The sequence below is a fragment of the Spirosoma sp. KNUC1025 genome (genome assembly GCF_045160025.1).
In the GTDB taxonomy this organism is placed as follows: Bacteria; Bacteroidota; Bacteroidia; order Cytophagales; family Spirosomataceae; genus Spirosoma.
This window is the reverse complement of record NZ_CP087139.1, coordinates 2,126,674-2,144,184: the sequence shown is the minus strand read 5'-3', so window position 1 is coordinate 2,144,184 and position 17,511 is coordinate 2,126,674. Positions and strand designations below refer to the sequence as shown.

Here is a 17,511-nt window from a genome sequence, read left to right as displayed (position 1 = left end):
AACATAGTAAACGTTAAAGTTTAAGAAGTCGTGACAAAAGCAGACGTAATTGCCGAGATCTCCGATAAGACCGGAATTGACAAGGCAGAAGTAACAAACACGCTGGAGACATTCTTTTCAGTAGTTAAGGACTCGCTGGCCGAGGGAGAGAACATTTATGTGAGAGGGTTCGGCAGTTTCATCAACAAGAAAAGAGCCAAAAAAGTAGCCCGGAACATCTCGAAAAACACCGCTATGGTGATTGACGAGCACTTTATTCCGAGTTTCAAGCCCGCTAAGGTATTTGTGGAACAGGTAAAAACCAGTGACAAAGCCAAAGTAACGGCTGAGTAAACAAGTTGCCTCAAAATGGCTACGCGCTGGTGCGTCAGCCCAGGCGTTTGCTTCGTGACGATCATTTCTTATGAATAAATCTGTGCTGTTTGTTGTTATTCTGGCAGCTGCCTTAACCGCAGGGTTGTATACCCTTCCGAAGGGAGTTGTGCGAAATGAAAACAAACAACTTGGAGGACGCACTACACAAACGCCTGGGTCTAATGACTCCCACAGCACGGGAGCAAATGCAGCCGAAACAGACGCTACAGCTTTGCATGAAAAGCCAATTTCGGCCGATCAGCAAAAGAAGCTAGCCGCTCTTAAAGCTGAGTTTGCAGCCGCCGGTTCGTCAAAGAAAGTAACTGTTGGCGAAAAGCTTATTACGCTTTTTCATGAAATTAATCGCTATGACAGTGCTGCCCATTATGCGGACGTACTGGCAGTAGCTCAGCCAACAGAGCAAAATCTGTTGCGGGCAGGTGATCAGTATTTTGAAGCTTACACGTTTGCCGTTGATAGTAAGAAAACGGCAACACTGGGTCAGAAAACCCGCGAATTTTACCAACAGGCTCTCGCTAAGAACCCGAATTTGCTATCGGCAAAAGCCAATATGGCCATGACGTACGTCAATACCGACACACCAATGCAGGGAATTATGATGCTGAGAGAGGTGTTACAGCAAGACCCCACCAATGAGCTTGCCTTGTTTAATCTGGGTATGCTATCGATGCGGTCAAATCAGTACGAACGCGCTATTGAGCGCTTCCGCCAGATCCTGGTCACGAATCCGGCAAGTCGGAAAGCCCAATTTTATCTGGGTGTTAGCTTAGCCGAAGCGGGCCAGAAAGAAGAAGCGAAGAAAGTACTGGCACAGGTAAAACAGCGGGAGAAAGATCCACAAATTCTGGCGGCTGTTCGTGAATACGAATTGCGGCTGAAGTAACGAGTTTGAATGAATAGTGTAAAGTAGATGGTGAAAATCGGGTGGGACCAGTTAGTTCGCTCTTTCACCTTACCCGCTTTACATTTGCCATTATACATTGATTGTAAGGGCTTTGACCGGTTGGTCGGCCGACAGGTATTTAACTATTAATCTGTATTGCACTATGCCTTGCGGTAAAAAACGGAAACGGCACAAGATTGCCACCCACAAACGGAAGAAACGGCTCAGAAAAAACCGGCATAAGAAAAAATAGTTAGAGGTTTAACGGTTCATCCGGGCTACTGATGCGGTTTGATGGTTCGCATCAGCTAACTTTAAACCGCATCGGCGGCCTGGATGAAATAGTTAAACTTCTAGCTCATTTGTTGAAGCCTCGTGCCGGTCTGCAAAGCCCGTACGTGGCTTTTTTCTTTTTTATAGCCATTCTTAACCGTACATTCATCTTGTGAGTAATGAATTAGTTATCAGTTCGACTCAGAAAGGTGATCGGATCGCGCTCTTGCAGAACAAGAGATTGCTGGAGTATCACGAAGAAGAGTTAGACAGCAGCTTCACAGTTGGCGATCTTTACTTAGGAACAGTTAAAAAACTCTCGTCAGGTCTTAATGCCGCTTTTGTGGATGTGGGCCATGAAAAAGACGGTTTTTTGCACTATCAGGACTTGGGATCGAATATCAATTCGCTCAACAAGCTTGTTAAAGACGTAATTGCTAAACGCGTCACTACCGGACGACTCAGCGATGTTCAACTGGAGCCTCCTATCGAGAAAATTGGAAAGATCGATAAGGTTCTGACAAAAAATGCTCCGATTTTGGTTCAGGTGGTGAAAGAGCCCATCTCAACCAAAGGTCCTCGCCTTTCCTGCGACATCTCTATTGCGGGTCGCTATTTAGTTCTTGTGCCATTTTCAGATGGCGTAAACCTTTCCAAAAAAATTACTGACCGCGCTGAACGGTCGCGGCTAATGCGATTGATGTCGTCATTGAAGCCACAACATTTCGGCATTATTGTTCGGACTGTAGCCCAGGATAAAGACGTTGAAGAACTCGACCAAGATCTGCAAAACTCATTAGCCAAGTGGGATCAGGCCATCAAAAGCCTTAGCGAAGCTAAACCGCGCGATCGGGTTCTGGGTGAGATGAATCGGGCTTCGTCTATCCTGCGTGATATGCTCAATGAATCGTTTGAGAGTATCACGGTCGATACCAAAGAATCATTTGACGATATCCGCAATTATATCCACACAATTGCTCCAGATAAGGAAAAAATTGTCAAATTGTATTCTGGCAAAACAAAGGTTTTTGAAGCGTTAGGGTTAGAAAAGCAACTCAAGTCCTTGTTCGGCCGATCGGTCAGCTTACCGGGTGGTGGTTATCTGATCATTGAGCACACCGAAGCGCTGCACGTAATTGATGTTAACAGCGGAAACAAATCCAATTCCGAAGAAGATCAGGAAGCCACGGCCATCAGCGTAAACCGTGAAGCCGCTAAAGAAATTGCCCGTCAGCTCCGACTGCGTGATATGGGGGAATTATTGTCGTGGATTTCATCGATATGAAGAAAGCAGAAAATAAAAAGCTTCTGCAAGATATCATGCGTGATGAGATGAAACCTGAACGTTCGAAGTTTACGATTTTGCCGTTAACAAAATTCGGTCTGATGCAGATTACTCGTCAGCGTGTCCGGCCTGAAATGAATATAGTAACACGTGAGGTATGTCCGACCTGTGGAGGTACGGGTACGATTCAGGCGAGTGTGCTGGTAACGGATATCATCGAAAACAATCTCGATTATATTCTGACGAAACAGAATGAACGGGGCATCTCCATTGCAATGAATCCATTCTTGTATGCTTATTATACCAAGGGTGTATACTCTAAGCAGATGCAATGGTACGTCAAATATAAGACCTGGGTTAAACTAATTAAGGACAGTTCACTTGGTATGGTTAACTTCAAGTTTTTCCATAAGTCAGGAGAAGAAATTGAAGTTAGTAACATCGCATGACCATATAGTAAAATTTTACTATATGTATATATAGATAAACGGTCAACTCTCTTTGCTGAGGTTGACCGTTTATCTATATATACCTTGCTGGTATCTTAATGAAGCACCTCAAGATCTAGTAATTCACTGAACAATTCCTGACCAACTACATCTGATATGGAATCTACAGTGCTCAAGTTCAGTAGCAGATCTCGTAAGTCCTCGGTAATTTCATAAGTTTGATAAAGCCGACGGTCGAACAGAATAGGAGCTGTTTCAAGGTCACATAACGTATAGCGCGCTTCATTAAAGCTTGGCCGTTTGGAAGGGCGCTTATAAAAATTATTTCCGTGTGATTCAGGCTCTAAGAAGGAATGTATATAATTCCAGCCTTCCCACTGTTCCGGATACTTAACTAAATAGGGCCAGAATGCATCATAAAGTTGTTGCATGGCTTCCTGGCAGTACATCTCCCGATCACTTTTAGGAATTGGCTTAATAGCCTTCAGACAATGCAACACGTTGGTCATATCTGGCTCCCGATAACTTACTACGGGTACAATTGGTACTTTGGCAGCGTGTGAGAGATAACCAACTCCTTTACGAGTCAGCAGGCGTCGCTGGCCAAAGCGGACCGAGAGAAATTTGTCTTCCTCACCCGGTTCGGGGGCCGTTTCAGGACTACCGTCTATATAGACGACTAACGACCTCCCGGCTTTTAATTCACGAAGCATAGTCAGACCAGCCGATGGGCTTCCAGCATCAACGATTTTAAAAACGTTGGTTAACCCATATTTTTGGCGTATTCTGTCAAATAGCTCCGTGATTTCTCCTCCCTGATCCCGATTCATATTACTCCCAAGCAATTGAACACAATCAATACCCTGGCGAAATAGAACCGTTGTTAGTAAACGATACGAGCCCAGATGGTACGTACAATAAATTTTGGGCCCGTCTGATTTCTTAAATAGTACATTTGATCCACGTAACTTTACCAGTTCACCTGCTGACAGAAAATTCTGGTCGAAGGAGGTAAAAATCCGCTGCAACAATAATTCACGAAACAGGTTTTCATGGTTACTGCGTGGGATGGAAGGTAAGATGTTCTCGATGTTCGCAGAGAACGTAGTTAATTTCATTAAATATCCACGTTCTCTGCGTAGATCGACTTGGTTGAATGAGTCGCGACAGCGACTCAATTCTTCCCGATAAAGTTGACGTGCTGTTGACATACGCTAAAGGATTAAAGCGCTAAAGTTGGTTTTGGAGATAGGCCCTGAATTCTGCTCAACCAGGGGCAGCATACGGTATCTTCGCCGGCGATCAGTTTGAGTAAGCTGTCTGATTCATTTTTAGCAGCAGCGAAAAGAATGTTTTTAGATGTTTGAGCGGCTTTAATGTTGAATTGCTTTTTCATGATGACTGTTTGTTTTGATTGGTTTGTAGATATATTGCCAGCACCTCCCAGTTGGGGTGGTGTGCTGTTGACATACGCTAGAGGAATTAGAGCGCTAAAGTTGGTTTTGGAGATAGGCCCTGAATTCTGCTCAACCAGGGGCAGCATACGGTATCTTCGCCGGCTATCAGTTTGAGCAGGTTATCGGATTCGTTTTTAGCAGCAGCGAAAAGGATATTTTTAGATACTTGAGTGGCGTTGATGCTGAATTGCTTTTTCATGATGATTGATTGGCTTGATTGATTTCTAGTTATTTTGTCAGCGCGTTTTTTAGCGCCTTTTGTTGATACAAAGCTACTAGCTGCCATAAGGGTCATCAATCATGAAAAAGTCACATTAGCGTGTTGGGTTTAGTTAAATATTACCACTATCTTAGTCCATATTTTTGCTAAGGCAGCATGAAGGAGATCTACCTAACCAGAACGTTTCTGAAGAAACCGCTCTACAGCGTGTGCCTATTTATAGGCCTTCTTCTATTCGTGGAGGGTTTGGCCTGGACAGTTAATTATACGGCGAAAGTAAACATCCTTGCTAGTTTTGGTGGCTTAGGGCCCTATACAATCATGATATTGCGCGGTTACATTCTGCCGGAAACGTGTACAGCTTTTATTTTGGTGGCGTTAATCAATCAATTTCATGTACGCTTTCGGCTTTCATCAATAAAACTGACCGCGCGTGACATAAGCCTGTATGAGTTGAGCCTACTGCCGATCATCTTGTTGTCTTTTTTTGCTTTTAATCCGGTCACTCAAACGGTCCGCTTTCTGATGGAACAGTTTCCAGCGTATACGTTTGCTGTTTATTGGAAATATTACCTTAGTGGTACGTTCTCAAAAGCGATGTATTTTCGTTATTTGATGCCTGTCTTTATTCTTGGCTATTTAATTATCAATATTTCGCTGGTTTCCGACTATTTACGACAACGGCAGGAAGCCCAGGACATCGCTGAAGCTGAAGCAGCACAAACCATGCAGAAAGCGCTGGCGCTATCAGCCACCTTTACACCCAAACCCACAACACCCTCCCCTTACTTAGGTTACCTGAAAGGCAAGAATGCCTCAGGAGAGTTAGATTTTCCGGTCAATGATGTTTATTATTTCACTATCGAAGACCGTTTTTATTATGCAGAATCCATTAAGGGACGGCATCTGGTCAGCAAAACCTTAAACGAGCTAGAAACCGAGCTGGACCCAACTCAGTTTTTCAGAATTAAGCGCGATTATATTGTTAACCGGCAGGCAGTTCTGAATTATGCCTACTGGGAAAATGGAAAGTATATCGTTCGTCTCAATACGCCTGATCAGTATAATATTGTTGTTCCCCGTGCTCGTATGCACGAGTTCAGGGAATGGTTACAAGGGCGCTACGATGACGCACCGGAGGAACACGTCACGCTGTTATAGACCCGTTCTACAGAAAATTCTTTACAGTAATACTGTAACGCGGCAGCTGCCGACAACTATCCAATTGCAACTTCTTAGCAATATGCGCTTTATGGTTTACGGCCGTTCGGTAACTTATATTTAATAAGTCAGCTATATCGGTTGATGTATGCCCGTTCGCAATCATTCGTAACACTTCCCGTTCCCGGTCTGTTAAACGACCCAGCTCTTCACGAGTTGCATCAGAAATTATCTCCATACCGAAATTTCTAAGCAGTCTCATAAATCCATCGCTATAATAGCACCCCCCGCTACTGACAGTCTGGAAACAGCGGTATAATTCATCGAGACCATCCGTAGCATACAGGAATCCGAAGAAACCCATTTGCATAGCACTGGTTACCATTCGCATATCAGCATGACGCGTATATAAAATAAATTTCGTTTGCTGATTTGACTGCTGCATCTGCTGTACAATATCGAAAGTCTGCTTCCCGGAAATCTCAGATTCCAGGATTACACATTGTGGTCGCTTCACTCTAATCTGCTGAAGAGTGTCCTCCATCTCAACAGCTCTTCCTACTACATTGTAGCCTTTTTCTTTTAACAGTTGACTTAAAACTTCACAGTTGAAAGGTTCAGATTGAGCAACAAGGATCGAAAAATCCCGTCGTCTAAGCGCAAACCTTTTCGTATTTTCCTCATCATTGATCGATTGATTCATGGTCATAAAGCGCATTAGTGGCTGAATGTAATATTGATAATTTTCTTTAAGTAATACTTTAAGGATGAAATCACTGTTTTTCCGGACGAAATCACACAATTAGATAAAAGTTTATGGGTGATTTCGTCCGTTAAAATGGTGATTTCACACAAATAGACTTGCATTCAGCTTAATGCTGAGCATACTTTTGATCATTGATCGCAAACAGGTATTTGAACGTAGAGTAAATGAATCAGGACAAATCAATAACCCTATCCGGCTACGATGCATCGGCCGAAGAAGTGCAAAGCTTGGTTATGAAGTGGGTAAAAGCGACTGAAGCGTTTCACCTTCGATATGCCAAACTTGATAAAACTATCAATACGTTACAAAAGTCGGCCCGTCGACCTTCGTCGCCAAATCGCACACGGTTGCATCGGCTAATCGAATTGCGTCAGCATTCGACCGACGTTCTCATGACTCTATTTCTGGATATGTCGGGCCCAAGGCCAGATCGTTCAGCTCAGTCTTCCAAACCCGGTCAACTCTATTCTCATGCCTGTTTGCTGGATGAGTTGAATCGGAAAATTGATGCAGAACTCGTTAGTGTCACAACAACAACGGTTGCCCAAGCGTAGTGTTCACCCTCCCAAATGATAAAGGTAAGCCCCGATCTACGTGATTGGGGTTTTTTATTTTACCCCGAAATAACCGTCCCCAGAAGTCCGGAAATTTCAATATCAATTCGTTTGAAGTGCATGAACTCAGTTAGCAGTTGGTCCGCTTCCTCAGGTGTCTTATTTGCCGATTCACGAAGTAATTGCTGTAGTGTTGCCATACGTTGTTCAGCCAGCATTTTTTTGATTCGTAATATATTTCGGTAAGCAGCATCGGCCAAAATCCCAATCTCTTCTTCCGATGGCACAAAGATTTCATGCTTTAGCCACCCTCCACTAATTTCGTAGCGAGGGGTAGTTAAATGGATGGCTTGCTGCTGAATATCAATATCACCAAAACGAGTTGTCGTATCTGACTGTTGATTCAGGAAATCACCGGCCGTTAGTATATCTCCACGGCTATAAGCTTCCCGAAAAATAGTCAACATCAGATCAAATGGTGGAGTTTGAAAATCAATTTCATGCAACTCACTCAAAACGTACTGGCATAGCGTAATTCCCGGCTCCAGTTCCCGTGCACCGTAATTCATCAGTAATCGAATACACTCCTCTTCCTGATACGTTAAAGGCGTCTTGACAGCCTTTGTGTGTTGCGGAGTATCAGGTTGACTAGGCGTAATACCGCTTGGTGCTGAGAAGTCTACAGAACTCACGCTTAATCCATCCAGCAAGGCGTTTATATCGTCCAGGGATGGTTCGTTCGGAACGGTCGGTGAAACGTTCTGTGGCTGCTTACCAGATTCCGTCGGGCGTTGCTTTCGTTCAGAATCTTTCTTATGTTGATCCTGCTGCTTCCGTAGCAAACGATTTATCTCCGAAATGACAGATTGCTCACTGACGTGGAAAACTTGCGCTACACGCTGCGAAAGCGTCTGTCGCTTAAGAGGATCTGGTATTTTAGTTATACTGGCGCAAACGTCAGAAATTCCTTCAGCCCGCTTTAACGGATTGTCGCCAGCTTCGGTCAGCCACTGTCCCGCTTTGAAATCAATAAAATCCTGAGCATGCTCCTTTATGTAGCTTTTAAAAGCCTCCGCTCCAACTTTATGAACGTAGCTATCCGGGTCCTCGCCATTCGGCAACAGCAGAAGCCTAAGATTTAAGCCTTCTTCCAGTACCATATCTAAGCCGCGCAAAGCCGCTTTGATACCTGCAGCATCACCGTCGTACAGAATCGTTACGTTCGTGGTAAAACGGGCAATCAGGCGAATTTGCTCAGTCGTCAATGACGTACCCGACGAAGCCACTACGTTTTTAATTCCAGCCTGATGCAGTGATATAACATCCGTGTAGCCTTCTGTTAGAAAACAAACGTCTTCCTGACGTATCGCCTGCTTCGCCTGAAAGATTCCGTAAAGAACCTGGCTTTTATGATAAACAGTCGTTTCAGGTGAATTTAGGTACTTAGGCTGGTTCTTATCCGTTTTTAGAATTCGTGCGCCGAAGGCAATCACCCGACCCGATACATTATGAATTGGGAACATAACCCGCCCCCGAAACCGGTCGAAAATTTTACGATTTCCGCCAGATTCAGCTTCTTTGATCAGAATCAGACCCGCTTTTTCGAGCAAATCGCGGCTATAACCCCGGCGCTGGCCTTCCTGCAACAGCGCATCCCACTGATCGAGCGTATAACCCAGTTCGAAAGCTTCAATGGTTGGATTGGTAAATCCGCGTTCACGAAAGTAACTCAGGCCAATGCTTTTGCCTTCATCGCTTGTTAGCAGCGTTTCCTGAAAAAACGTCTTGGCAAAGTTTAGTACGATAAGCAAGCTTTCCCGCTCGTTCTGACGAAGCAGATCTTCCGGCGTTTGCTCCTGCTCTTCAATCTCGATGCCATATTTTTTGGCCAGATAACGTAGCGCTTCGCCATAACCAATGTTTTCGATGTCCATTACAAACCGAACGGCATCACCGGCTTTTCCGCACCCAAAACACTTATAAATCTGGCGTACGGGATTGACATTGAACGACGGCGTCTTTTCGTTATGGAACGGACAGCAGGCTATGTAGTTGCTACCTCGTTTCTTGAGTGAAACGAAATCATTGATAACTTCCAGAATATCGGAGGACTGACGAATCCGCTCAACTGTTTCTTCAGGAATACGCATTGGCAAACAATTTTCTTAGAGTTACCAAATTTAGGGAAAAGGATAAGGGAGAAAGCAAAAAGGAGAAAGAAGCGGGTTACTTCTTTACTCCTTTTTTGCTTTCTCCCTTATCTCTGTTCGTTAATACGCCCTGACCAACTTGCCTTCCATAAAATTGACGAAGGCTTTATTGACGACTTTATTACCACCCGGTGTAGGGTAGTTACCGGTAAAGTACCAATCGCCGGTATGGTATGGGCAAGCCCGATGTAAATTCTCGACGGTTTGATACACTACTGCTACTTCAGCCTGTAAATCACCAGGCGTAACGATCTGGGCTATTTTCCGTGATAACTCATCGTTTGTAAACGGCTCGAATATGGCTTTCACGTGATTCTGCTGGGAAGCATTACCCGACTCAATTGCGGCTACGCATTCGGCATATACTTCGTCAAGCAGATAATCGAGGCCACGCTCCCGGAGTAATTCCAGTGCGGCCCGGAAAGCAATGAACTCCCGAAACTTCGACATATCGATCCCGTAGCAATCGGGGAAGCGTATTTGAGGAGCCGACGAAACAATAATAATTTTTTTAGGCCCTAGTCGATCCAGCATACGCAGGATGCTTTTTTCAAGCGTAGTGCCGCGAACAATAGAGTCATCGACCACTACTACGTTATCCTTGCCTTTTTTGATTACTTCAAAGGTTGTGTCGTAGACATGGGCCACCATATCGTCGCGCTGCTCATCATCTGCTATAAAGGTTCGCAATTTTACATCCTTAGCAACCAGCTTTTCAATACGCGGCCGGAAGGAAAGTACTCGATCCAGTTCTTCTTCAAACAGAATCCCTTCCATGATGGCCTTCTTACGCTGCTTGGCCAGATGATCCTCAAGCCCTTCTACCATACCAAAAAAGGCCGTTTCAGCTGTATTTGGAATGTAAGAGAAGACCGTATTTTCGAGATCGTAATCAATTTCTTTGAGAATTTGCGGAATCAGCAATTTCCCAAGCATTTTACGTTCGTTATAAATATCGGGGTCGGTAGCACGGGAGAAATAAATCCGCTCAAAGCTGCAGGATTTTTTCTCGATAGGTTCTACGAATTTTTGCTCGGCATATTCACCGTATTTATCAACGATCAGCGCATGGCCAGGCTTTACTTCCTGAATTGCACTATAATCGACGTTGAAAGCGGTTTTGATGGCAGGTTTCTCGGACGCGACCACTACTACCTCATCATCGGCGTAGTAATAAGCCGGACGAATGCCTGCCGGATCACGGGCAACAAAAGCAGCTCCATAACCCGTCATCCCAACCATGGCGTACCCCCCGTCGAAATCGCGGCAGGAGCGGTGCAGAACCCGTTGCAGGTCAAGATTGTCTTCAATGATGTCCGATAGGTCCGGGTTTTCGTAAATGCCTTTAAATCGCTCAAAAACGCGCTGGTTTTCCTCATCCAGAAAGTGGCCGATTTTCTCCATCACCGTTACGGTGTCCACTTTATCTTTCGGGTGCTGACCCAGCGAAACGAGTTTACCGAATAACTCGTCTACGTTCGTCATATTGAAATTCCCGGCTACGACCAGATTCCGGCTTCGCCAGTTACTGAGCCGAAGCATCGGGTGGCAGTTTTCAATCTCGTTCGAGCCATGCGTACCGTAGCGCAGGTGGCCCATCCAGACTTCACCCGTAAAGGCTACGTTCTCCTGAAGCCAGTGAGCATCTTTGGCTTTGTCCTTATTTTTTTTGAATGCCTTCCGGAACTTCTTGTTTATCTTCTCAAAGATGTCGGTTACAGGACGCTGGTCGACAGAACGGTAGCGGCTGATGTAACGACGTCCAGCCGGAACATCAAGTTTAATATTGGCAACTCCGGCCCCGTCCTGGCCTCGGTTCACCTGCTTTTCCATTAGTAGGTAAAGCTTGTTAGCTCCGTAAAGAGCCGTTCCGTACTTATCAATGTAATATTGGTACGGTTTGCGTAGCCTGATTAGGGCAATACCGCACTCATGTTTGATGGCGTCGCTCATGAGAGAGTTTTTGAAGCGCGTTGATTGTAGTCAGTAATGAAGTCTTGATGAGGTAACGGTTCCGCCTGGGCAATGGTTCGGCGGAGTACTAAACAAAGGTAGACAAAAGCGATGCTAACTCCCGGTTAAATTTTCTTTCTTTATTACCCATCTGTACATAAGTAAATAAATTATGAGCGATGATATCGTTCCGATTAAAGAACCTACATAAGCATCTTCAACAAAATGCTGGAATAAATAAACACGCGAATAGCCCGTCAGAATAGCCAGAGCCAGAAAAAGTACGCCCCGCTCCTTCCGCTTATCCAGGAATCCTAGCAGGCTAAACATAGCAAAGGCCGTGGTAGTATGACCTGATGGAAAACTATTAATAGTATGAATTTCTAATCCTTCAATAATGTGGTAATGGTACGTTGAGTGCTCAAAAAATTTCATGGGCCGGAGCGAACCGGAGAATACAAGTTTTTTCAAAAACTCGGACGTACCCGAAGAGAGCGCAAAACTAGCGAGTCCCATCAGCCCAACCCGACGGTTGTAAAACAGCAGAATCAGGCAAACAAAAACGTAAAAAGCGCCATCTCCCAAGTACGTTATGTACGGAAACAGCGTATCAGCAAGGAGGCTATTACGAAAATTGACCCACTGCATCAATTGCTCCTGCGTATAAACGAATTGCAGGATTCCCACAATAATCAGCGCCAGTACGTAGGGTATAAAAAAGAACCGGTTTTTACGCAGTAATTCGAGAAACATTATCCACTAATTTTTGGCGGAGGCTGGCGCTGCTTTTTCGACCGTTATCCCCACGCTTTGAATATTCAGCAGCGGGTCCTGACGCATATACTGCCGAATCTGCATGGTGTAGGTACCGGGCTTCGGGAATCGATAGTTGCGCTTCATCAGAAATTTATGATCGAACAGGTCGCCAAGTCCATCGCCATTTGGTTTGCCGGTTTTAGGGTCCATTAGAATCAGTTCGTCAAGCCTCGATTCAATTTCTTTGCCGCTGGCATCACGCAGGTAACGAGTCAGATACAAATTGTAATAACCATACGATAAACTATTTCGCAGATTATAGTAGATGTTATAGGGTATGGTTGCGTTTTTAATCTCAAACGTAAACGAGGGCGCATTTTTAATGTACCATTTTCCGTCTTCAATATCCGTATACTCTTTATAGACCGCATTGGTATCGCAGCCAAAGACAAACAGCATTATGCACAGTATCCAACCAAGTTGTTTCATCCCTTACACAAAATAAGCTACAAAGCTACGACGGGTCTACTGGCTTTTCAAGCGATAAAAAACTATGAAAATCGTTTTTAAACTACGAAAATAGTTTTAAGTTTGCTTTATGGAAAAGCTAACAGCCAAAGAAGAAGAAGTAATGCAGGTGCTCTGGAAAATGGAACAGGGCTATGTAAAAGACATGGTTCCGCATTTCACTGACCCCCCTCTCCACTATAATACCGTTTCGACCATTGTCCGTAACCTTGAAGAAAAAGGGTATGTAGGCCACCGGGCTTATGGCAATACACACGAGTATTACCCAATCATTACGAAGGAAGCCTATCAGAACCGGTTTGTTCTGAAGAAAGTAGTCGACGAGTATTTCGATAACTCATACAAGAATCTGGTCAGCTATTTTGCTCAGAATGAGAAAATTTCCGCCGACGAATTACGTGAGATCCTGGCTATGATCGAGAAAAAATAGGGATTAATAGTCATTCCATGTCATGCTTCATGCATTGGTCTTATGATAAATGACAACAAGATGACGGAGAGAGTGCCACTGAATGTCTTCACAAATCATGGAAACACTGCGTTACGTTGTATTGGCCAATGGATTGCTGGCAGTTGTGAGCATCGCGTACTACGTACTGCTCCGGCGCGAAACTTATTTCCGCACAAATCGCCTGGCACTGTGGATTGGGGTGGCGGGGGCTCTGTTACTTCCGCTGCTCGAACTACCAGACTGGCGGCCACAGCCCATCCGAACGGCTATGCAGCGTACAGCACAGGTCATCGTTCCGAAGGTGCTGCCTGCGCCACAACGCTCATCGCCAGACATAACGATTACATTTCCTAATAAAAAAACGTATCAGGCTTTTCAGAAACAGCAAAATCGCTACGTCTGGTCGTGGCAATTAAGTATAATCGCCTTGTATGCAGTTGGCGTTCTGCTGTTGCTGGTTCGATTTGGTATACAGCTAGTTTCACTGCAGCGACTTATCTGGGGATCGGAACATGAATCATACAACGATTTTACACTGGTCGTGAATCAGGGCGTTACCTCGCCATTTTCTTTTTTCAAGTGGGTTGTCGTAAATCCAGCTAAACACACCCCAAATGAGCTGGAACATATTCTGCGGCATGAACGGGTTCATGTTCGGGAATTGCACAGTCTTGATATGCTCGGAGCGGAGCTTATCTGTATTCTGTCCTGGTTTAATCCGGCGGCTTATTTATTCCGCTATTTACTTCATCAAACTCTCGAATTCCGGGCCGATCATGCCGTACTGGCCGAAGGTGTCGATGCAAAAGTGTATCAGTATAACCTGTTGAAAGTAAGTCTTTCGTCGGGCCACTCGCGGCTCACAAATTACTTTGGCCGGTCGCAGCTCAAATCCCGGATTGCCATGCTCAACCAACAAGAATCTTCAAAAGTCAGTTGGCTAAAGTATCCTGTTTTCTTCATTGCCGCTCTGACGGTAGCATCGGCATTTGCCCGCCCGCAGCATTTGAAATTGCTGCGCTTTGTGCCAAAACCTATTGCAGAAACGCTAGAGGCTGTAGTTGAACCGGCAAAGGTCTCTTTTCAACCGATCCATAAAGACGAACAGCTCGTCAAGGATAAATCGAGTAAATCAGGACTCGTACAAGAGCAGCGTAGCCCACAATTGTATGTTCCTCAACCCGATACGGTACGAGCTAGTCCGTCGCGATATATGCAATATGAAGGGGATAGATTGTATTGGATAATTACACCGAAAACAAGCTTCGATGATTTAGCGATCATGAAACAGGAATTTGAGCGTCACGGGTATAAGATGCTGGTTCAAACGTTGAAATATGATCCGCGGAATGTCTACATCTCAGACATTAAGATAACCATCATTAGGCCAACAGCAGGTGTAAGCGATTTCGAGGAAACGGGTGTAGACGGGGGACCAATACGATCACATGGGGGGTATAATGGCATCAATACATTAAAAGCGGTTGCCGCCGTGGGGTCTTATCCATTTAAGAGTGATTTTCTGCACATCCCACCAGGGCTCGTACAAATTGCCCGCAATGAAGAGCTGCCTTTAATTAGGCCGGTTGAGGACCAAAAGATGGAAGCCCTATTAACAGAGGGACAACGCAAATATGGCCATTTAGGAATGGGTTTCCGTAAGTTCAGCCAAAAGGAAATTATAAAGCAGTCTACGCCTACTAGTAGCCTGAGCGTTACGTCTGACGGCTCACTTGTTATCAATGAAGGACCAGGCCCCTGGGTCATTAAGGCTTTCATTAACAACGTACCCGTCACAATAGATGAAGTTCGAAAGTTGAAGATTTCTCAGCTTTATACCTTCGCTGTCATATTAGGTTATGACTCAGCTCTGCAAAAACGATCGGGGGTAGACTACTTTCTTTTTTATGTTAACTAAAATCGGGTATGTATTCGTTTACCAATCGTTTTAGCGGCCCCACTTTACGTCAACGTATCGGCATGATGAACGAACAGCCCTCTGGTTCGCTGGTCTGGTGGCGTTACGTAACCTGGGCACTGGTAATGAGCCTAATGGCTTTAGCCTGCCGGCATAAGAATACCGATTACGAGGGAATGGTTTTCAGAGGAGCAAAATCACCTTTTGAGATAACAAATGCGACAAGGGCTCTGGCAGGTGAACTTGAAAGACCGGGAATACCGTGGTTCCGTCAGGCAGGTTTGCTGGCACCCAACAAAAATGTCATTATCAATGGGCGCCGAGGTTATTGTAAGTCCCCTATTCAACTATCCCGACGTACTCTGCCTGAAAAACAATCACCTTACCCTAAAGAATACGGATGCACAACTCACAAAAGTATTCGTAAACGGTCAGGAGGCTTCTCCTGCTTCCCTATCAGCCTTAACGTTTGAGGAGATTGACGATCTGTTTGTCTATAAGAAATGGGACGATTTCCCTGACGCTGATCAATATCCAGAACAGTACCGGATTTTAATTAGTACAAATCACAAAACGCCAAGAGAAACGCTGACACGTATTAAATGGAAGCAATTTTTACTGGCTAACGCTATATCTGATCACCCGCTGGGTCATTCAAGCTCCTTTTCGATGAATCAGTTACTCGAAGCAACGTTCTTTAGCAATAAACTTGCCTTTGTAAAGCGAACAAAAAAAGATTACTTACAACTTTATGATGAGTTTGCTACTGATATTGATTTATACATCAATGGCTTACCCGTTACGTCTAAAGATATTGAATCGGTTCATGTACGCGAAGTAGACAAGCTCTATACGCGCGAACGACCTTTTGAGGAATGGGCCGGTCCGAATCGACAACATCGCTTTACGCTCTTTATCCAGACAGCGCCTACACGCGCCAAACGAGATAGCACTTACTACGTTTTCAGCCCCTTTTATTCAGGTGATTTTTAAACAATAAACCCCGACTGTAATGATCGGGGTTTATTGTTAGGATGCTTTACCAGTCGGTGCCGGTTTAGGCATATTATTTTCGGGTCCTTTGGGCTTCTTCTTTTTCTTTTTCGATGCCCTCGATGTGTATTTGGCATCTAATTTTTGCAGATCACTGTTCAGTGTAGCTACCGTAACAGGCTCTTTTTCAGCTATTGGCGTTAGTACTTCGAAAGATTCTGGAATGATTCCTTTTTTGTTCAGTTCCACAATCTCCAGTACGCGCGCAATAGTTAGCGGATGCCATGTACTTTCGGCACTATAGCCAAACCACATAAGTTTGCGGAAAATGTCGGTCTTCTGCAAAAAAGCTCTCCCCTTTTGGGTTTCCAGCGGTTTCTCAATCGTCGGAATATCGCGAAGCGCGTCAATATACGTATCCAGTTCGTAATTGAGGCAGCACTTCAGCCGACCGCACTGACCCGATAATTTTGCTGGATTTAGCGATAGGTTCTGATATCGGGCCGCCGAGGTCGCAATGTTTTTGAAATCGGTAAGCCAGGTAGAGCAGCAAAGCTCGCGACCGCATGAGCCGATTCCGCCAAGTCGCCCTGCTTCCTGACGAAGGCTGATCTGCCGCATTTCAATACGTGCCTTGAACTCACTAGCCAGCATTTTGATTAACTCTCGAAAATCAACGCGCTCTTCAGACGAATAATAAAACGTAGCCTTCGTGTTGTCCGACTGGAATTCAACGTCAGACAATTTCATATTCAGGTTCAATTCACGAACGATCTCACGGGATCGGTAAAGCGCCGGTAAGTCGCGCAAAATGGCCTGATCATGGCGTTCAAGATCTTTGGGCGTAGCAATTCGGTGAATAACCTTTGTATCGTCGGTAATTTTAACGGCTCGTTTTTTTACCTGCAGCCGTACCAATTCTCCTTGCAACGAAACAGCACCGATATGAAAGCCTGATTGCATTTCGACCACAACATAATCGCCAGTTGTCAGATCGAGTTGATGAACGTTCCGGTAGTAATCTTTACGTCCACCCTTAAACTTCACCTCAACAACATCGTACTTCTGCATGCCTGGCATAACGACATCGCTCAGCCAGTCGAACGAATTCAACTTATTACAACCTCCAGTGCTACACCCCCCACTTCCGCATCCTGTTGTTGCCGTTTTCTGGCCATCGGATGCTCCGCGTTGGGTGCCACACCCACCGGTTGCACAGGATTTACAACTCATATGTATATGTAGTTATTGAGTTGTACGGTTATAGACTTCTACCGTT

16 protein-coding genes and 1 pseudogene are annotated in these 17,511 nt (G+C 44.8%); 8 read left to right on the top strand and 9 right to left on the bottom strand.

Annotation, left to right across the window (positions count from 1 at the left end; genetic code table 11):
- Positions 1-30: 30 nt before the first annotated feature.
- The 3 genes and pseudogenes from LN737_RS09285 (at position 31) to LN737_RS09275 (ending at position 3,265) form a co-directional block, all read left to right on the top strand.
- Positions 31-333 (top strand): HU family DNA-binding protein, encoded by a 303-nt coding sequence (locus LN737_RS09285; protein WP_046577075.1) that lies wholly within the window; start codon positions 31-33, stop codon positions 331-333.
- A gap of 70 nt (positions 334-403) precedes the next feature.
- Positions 404-1,258, top strand: coding sequence for a tetratricopeptide repeat protein (locus tag LN737_RS09280; protein WP_405518186.1), 855 nt, complete (start codon positions 404-406; stop codon positions 1,256-1,258).
- 445 nt (positions 1,259-1,703) lie between these two features.
- Positions 1,704-3,265, top strand: a pseudogene (locus LN737_RS09275) (ribonuclease E/G).
- Between the two features lie 95 nt (positions 3,266-3,360).
- Here LN737_RS09275 and LN737_RS09270 read toward each other — a convergent pair.
- The 3 genes from LN737_RS09270 to LN737_RS09260 form a co-directional block, all read right to left on the bottom strand.
- Positions 3,361-4,476 (bottom strand): hypothetical protein, encoded by a 1,116-nt coding sequence (locus tag LN737_RS09270; RefSeq protein WP_405518184.1) that lies wholly within the window; start codon positions 4,474-4,476, stop codon positions 3,361-3,363.
- An 11-nt stretch (positions 4,477-4,487) separates the two neighbouring features.
- Positions 4,488-4,661 carry a hypothetical protein gene (locus LN737_RS09265; protein ID WP_405518182.1) on the bottom strand — a complete coding sequence of 58 codons (174 nt, stop codon included), beginning with the start codon at positions 4,659-4,661 and terminating at the stop codon, positions 4,488-4,490.
- Positions 4,662-4,747: 86 nt separating this feature from the next.
- Entirely contained in the window at positions 4,748-5,008 is a 261-nt protein-coding gene (locus LN737_RS09260) for a hypothetical protein (RefSeq protein ID WP_405518180.1), read from the bottom strand.
- A 459-nt stretch (positions 5,009-5,467) separates the two neighbouring features.
- Between LN737_RS09260 and LN737_RS09255 the strand changes: the two genes are divergently transcribed.
- Positions 5,468-6,103: a LytTR family DNA-binding domain-containing protein gene (locus LN737_RS09255; protein WP_405518179.1), complete on the top strand. Its 636-nt coding sequence runs from the start codon at positions 5,468-5,470 to the stop codon at positions 6,101-6,103.
- Between the two features lie 7 nt (positions 6,104-6,110).
- Here the strand turns inward: LN737_RS09255 and LN737_RS09250 are convergent, their stop codons facing one another.
- A complete protein-coding gene (locus LN737_RS09250; RefSeq protein WP_405518177.1) occupies positions 6,111-6,905 on the bottom strand; it encodes a LuxR C-terminal-related transcriptional regulator in 795 nt (264 codons plus the stop codon).
- 128 nt (positions 6,906-7,033) lie between these two features.
- Here LN737_RS09250 and LN737_RS09245 point away from each other — a divergent pair, with 128 nt between their 5' ends.
- Positions 7,034-7,423 carry a hypothetical protein gene (locus tag LN737_RS09245; RefSeq protein ID WP_405518175.1) on the top strand — a complete coding sequence of 130 codons (390 nt, stop codon included), beginning with the start codon at positions 7,034-7,036 and terminating at the stop codon, positions 7,421-7,423.
- A gap of 59 nt (positions 7,424-7,482) precedes the next feature.
- Here the strand turns inward: LN737_RS09245 and dnaG are convergent, their stop codons facing one another.
- The 4 genes from dnaG to LN737_RS09225 all read right to left on the bottom strand — a co-directional run bounded on the left by dnaG (position 7,483) and on the right by LN737_RS09225 (position 12,831).
- Positions 7,483-9,573 carry a DNA primase gene (gene dnaG / locus LN737_RS09240; protein WP_405518173.1) on the bottom strand — a complete coding sequence of 697 codons (2,091 nt, stop codon included), beginning with the start codon at positions 9,571-9,573 and terminating at the stop codon, positions 7,483-7,485.
- Positions 9,574-9,693: 120 nt separating this feature from the next.
- A complete protein-coding gene (locus LN737_RS09235) occupies positions 9,694-11,586 on the bottom strand; it encodes an amidophosphoribosyltransferase (protein ID WP_405518172.1) in 1,893 nt (630 codons plus the stop codon).
- Positions 11,587-11,700: 114 nt separating this feature from the next.
- A complete protein-coding gene (locus LN737_RS09230) occupies positions 11,701-12,339 on the bottom strand; it encodes a phosphatase PAP2 family protein (RefSeq protein ID WP_405518170.1) in 639 nt (212 codons plus the stop codon).
- Between the two features lie 6 nt (positions 12,340-12,345).
- The gene (locus LN737_RS09225) at positions 12,346-12,831 is read right to left on the bottom strand and encodes a gliding motility lipoprotein GldH (RefSeq protein WP_405518168.1); all 486 of its coding nucleotides are present in this window, start codon (positions 12,829-12,831) and stop codon (positions 12,346-12,348) included.
- Between the two features lie 109 nt (positions 12,832-12,940).
- Here LN737_RS09225 and LN737_RS09220 point away from each other — a divergent pair, with 109 nt between their 5' ends.
- From LN737_RS09220 to LN737_RS09210, 3 genes are all read left to right on the top strand, one after another.
- Positions 12,941-13,300: a BlaI/MecI/CopY family transcriptional regulator gene (locus LN737_RS09220; RefSeq protein ID WP_405518166.1), complete on the top strand. Its 360-nt coding sequence runs from the start codon at positions 12,941-12,943 to the stop codon at positions 13,298-13,300.
- A gap of 97 nt (positions 13,301-13,397) precedes the next feature.
- Positions 13,398-15,239 (top strand): M56 family metallopeptidase, encoded by a 1,842-nt coding sequence (locus LN737_RS09215; RefSeq protein ID WP_405518165.1) that lies wholly within the window; start codon positions 13,398-13,400, stop codon positions 15,237-15,239.
- A 216-nt stretch (positions 15,240-15,455) separates the two neighbouring features.
- Entirely contained in the window at positions 15,456-16,232 is a 777-nt protein-coding gene (locus LN737_RS09210) for a hypothetical protein (protein WP_405518163.1), read from the top strand.
- Positions 16,233-16,268: 36 nt separating this feature from the next.
- Here the strand turns inward: LN737_RS09210 and LN737_RS09205 are convergent, their stop codons facing one another.
- Positions 16,269-17,465, bottom strand: coding sequence for a stage 0 sporulation family protein (locus LN737_RS09205; RefSeq protein WP_405518161.1), 1,197 nt, complete (start codon positions 17,463-17,465; stop codon positions 16,269-16,271).
- Positions 17,466-17,511 lie beyond the last annotated feature (46 nt).

Excerpts from the sequence above, each read along its gene's own strand:
- LN737_RS09280 (WP_405518186.1), top strand. The coding sequence starts at position 404 with ATGAATAAATCTGTGCTGTTTGTTGTTATTCTGGCAGCTGCCTTAACC.
- LN737_RS09270 (WP_405518184.1), bottom strand. The coding sequence starts at position 4,476 with ATGTCAACAGCACGTCAACTTTATCGGGAAGAATTGAGTCGCTGTCGC.
- LN737_RS09265 (WP_405518182.1), bottom strand. The coding sequence starts at position 4,661 with ATGAAAAAGCAATTCAACATTAAAGCCGCTCAAACATCTAAAAACATT.
- LN737_RS09260 (WP_405518180.1), bottom strand. The coding sequence starts at position 5,008 with ATGGCAGCTAGTAGCTTTGTATCAACAAAAGGCGCTAAAAAACGCGCT.
- LN737_RS09255 (WP_405518179.1), top strand. The coding sequence starts at position 5,468 with ATGGAACAGTTTCCAGCGTATACGTTTGCTGTTTATTGGAAATATTAC.
- LN737_RS09245 (WP_405518175.1), top strand. The coding sequence starts at position 7,034 with ATGAATCAGGACAAATCAATAACCCTATCCGGCTACGATGCATCGGCC.
- dnaG (WP_405518173.1), bottom strand. The coding sequence starts at position 9,573 with ATGCGTATTCCTGAAGAAACAGTTGAGCGGATTCGTCAGTCCTCCGAT.
- LN737_RS09235 (WP_405518172.1), bottom strand. The coding sequence starts at position 11,586 with ATGAGCGACGCCATCAAACATGAGTGCGGTATTGCCCTAATCAGGCTA.
- LN737_RS09230 (WP_405518170.1), bottom strand. The coding sequence starts at position 12,339 with ATGTTTCTCGAATTACTGCGTAAAAACCGGTTCTTTTTTATACCCTAC.
- LN737_RS09225 (WP_405518168.1), bottom strand. The coding sequence starts at position 12,831 with ATGAAACAACTTGGTTGGATACTGTGCATAATGCTGTTTGTCTTTGGC.
- LN737_RS09220 (WP_405518166.1), top strand. The coding sequence starts at position 12,941 with ATGGAAAAGCTAACAGCCAAAGAAGAAGAAGTAATGCAGGTGCTCTGG.
- LN737_RS09215 (WP_405518165.1), top strand. The coding sequence starts at position 13,398 with ATGGAAACACTGCGTTACGTTGTATTGGCCAATGGATTGCTGGCAGTT.
- LN737_RS09210 (WP_405518163.1), top strand. The coding sequence starts at position 15,456 with ATGCGACAAGGGCTCTGGCAGGTGAACTTGAAAGACCGGGAATACCGT.
- LN737_RS09205 (WP_405518161.1), bottom strand. The coding sequence starts at position 17,465 with ATGAGTTGTAAATCCTGTGCAACCGGTGGGTGTGGCACCCAACGCGGA.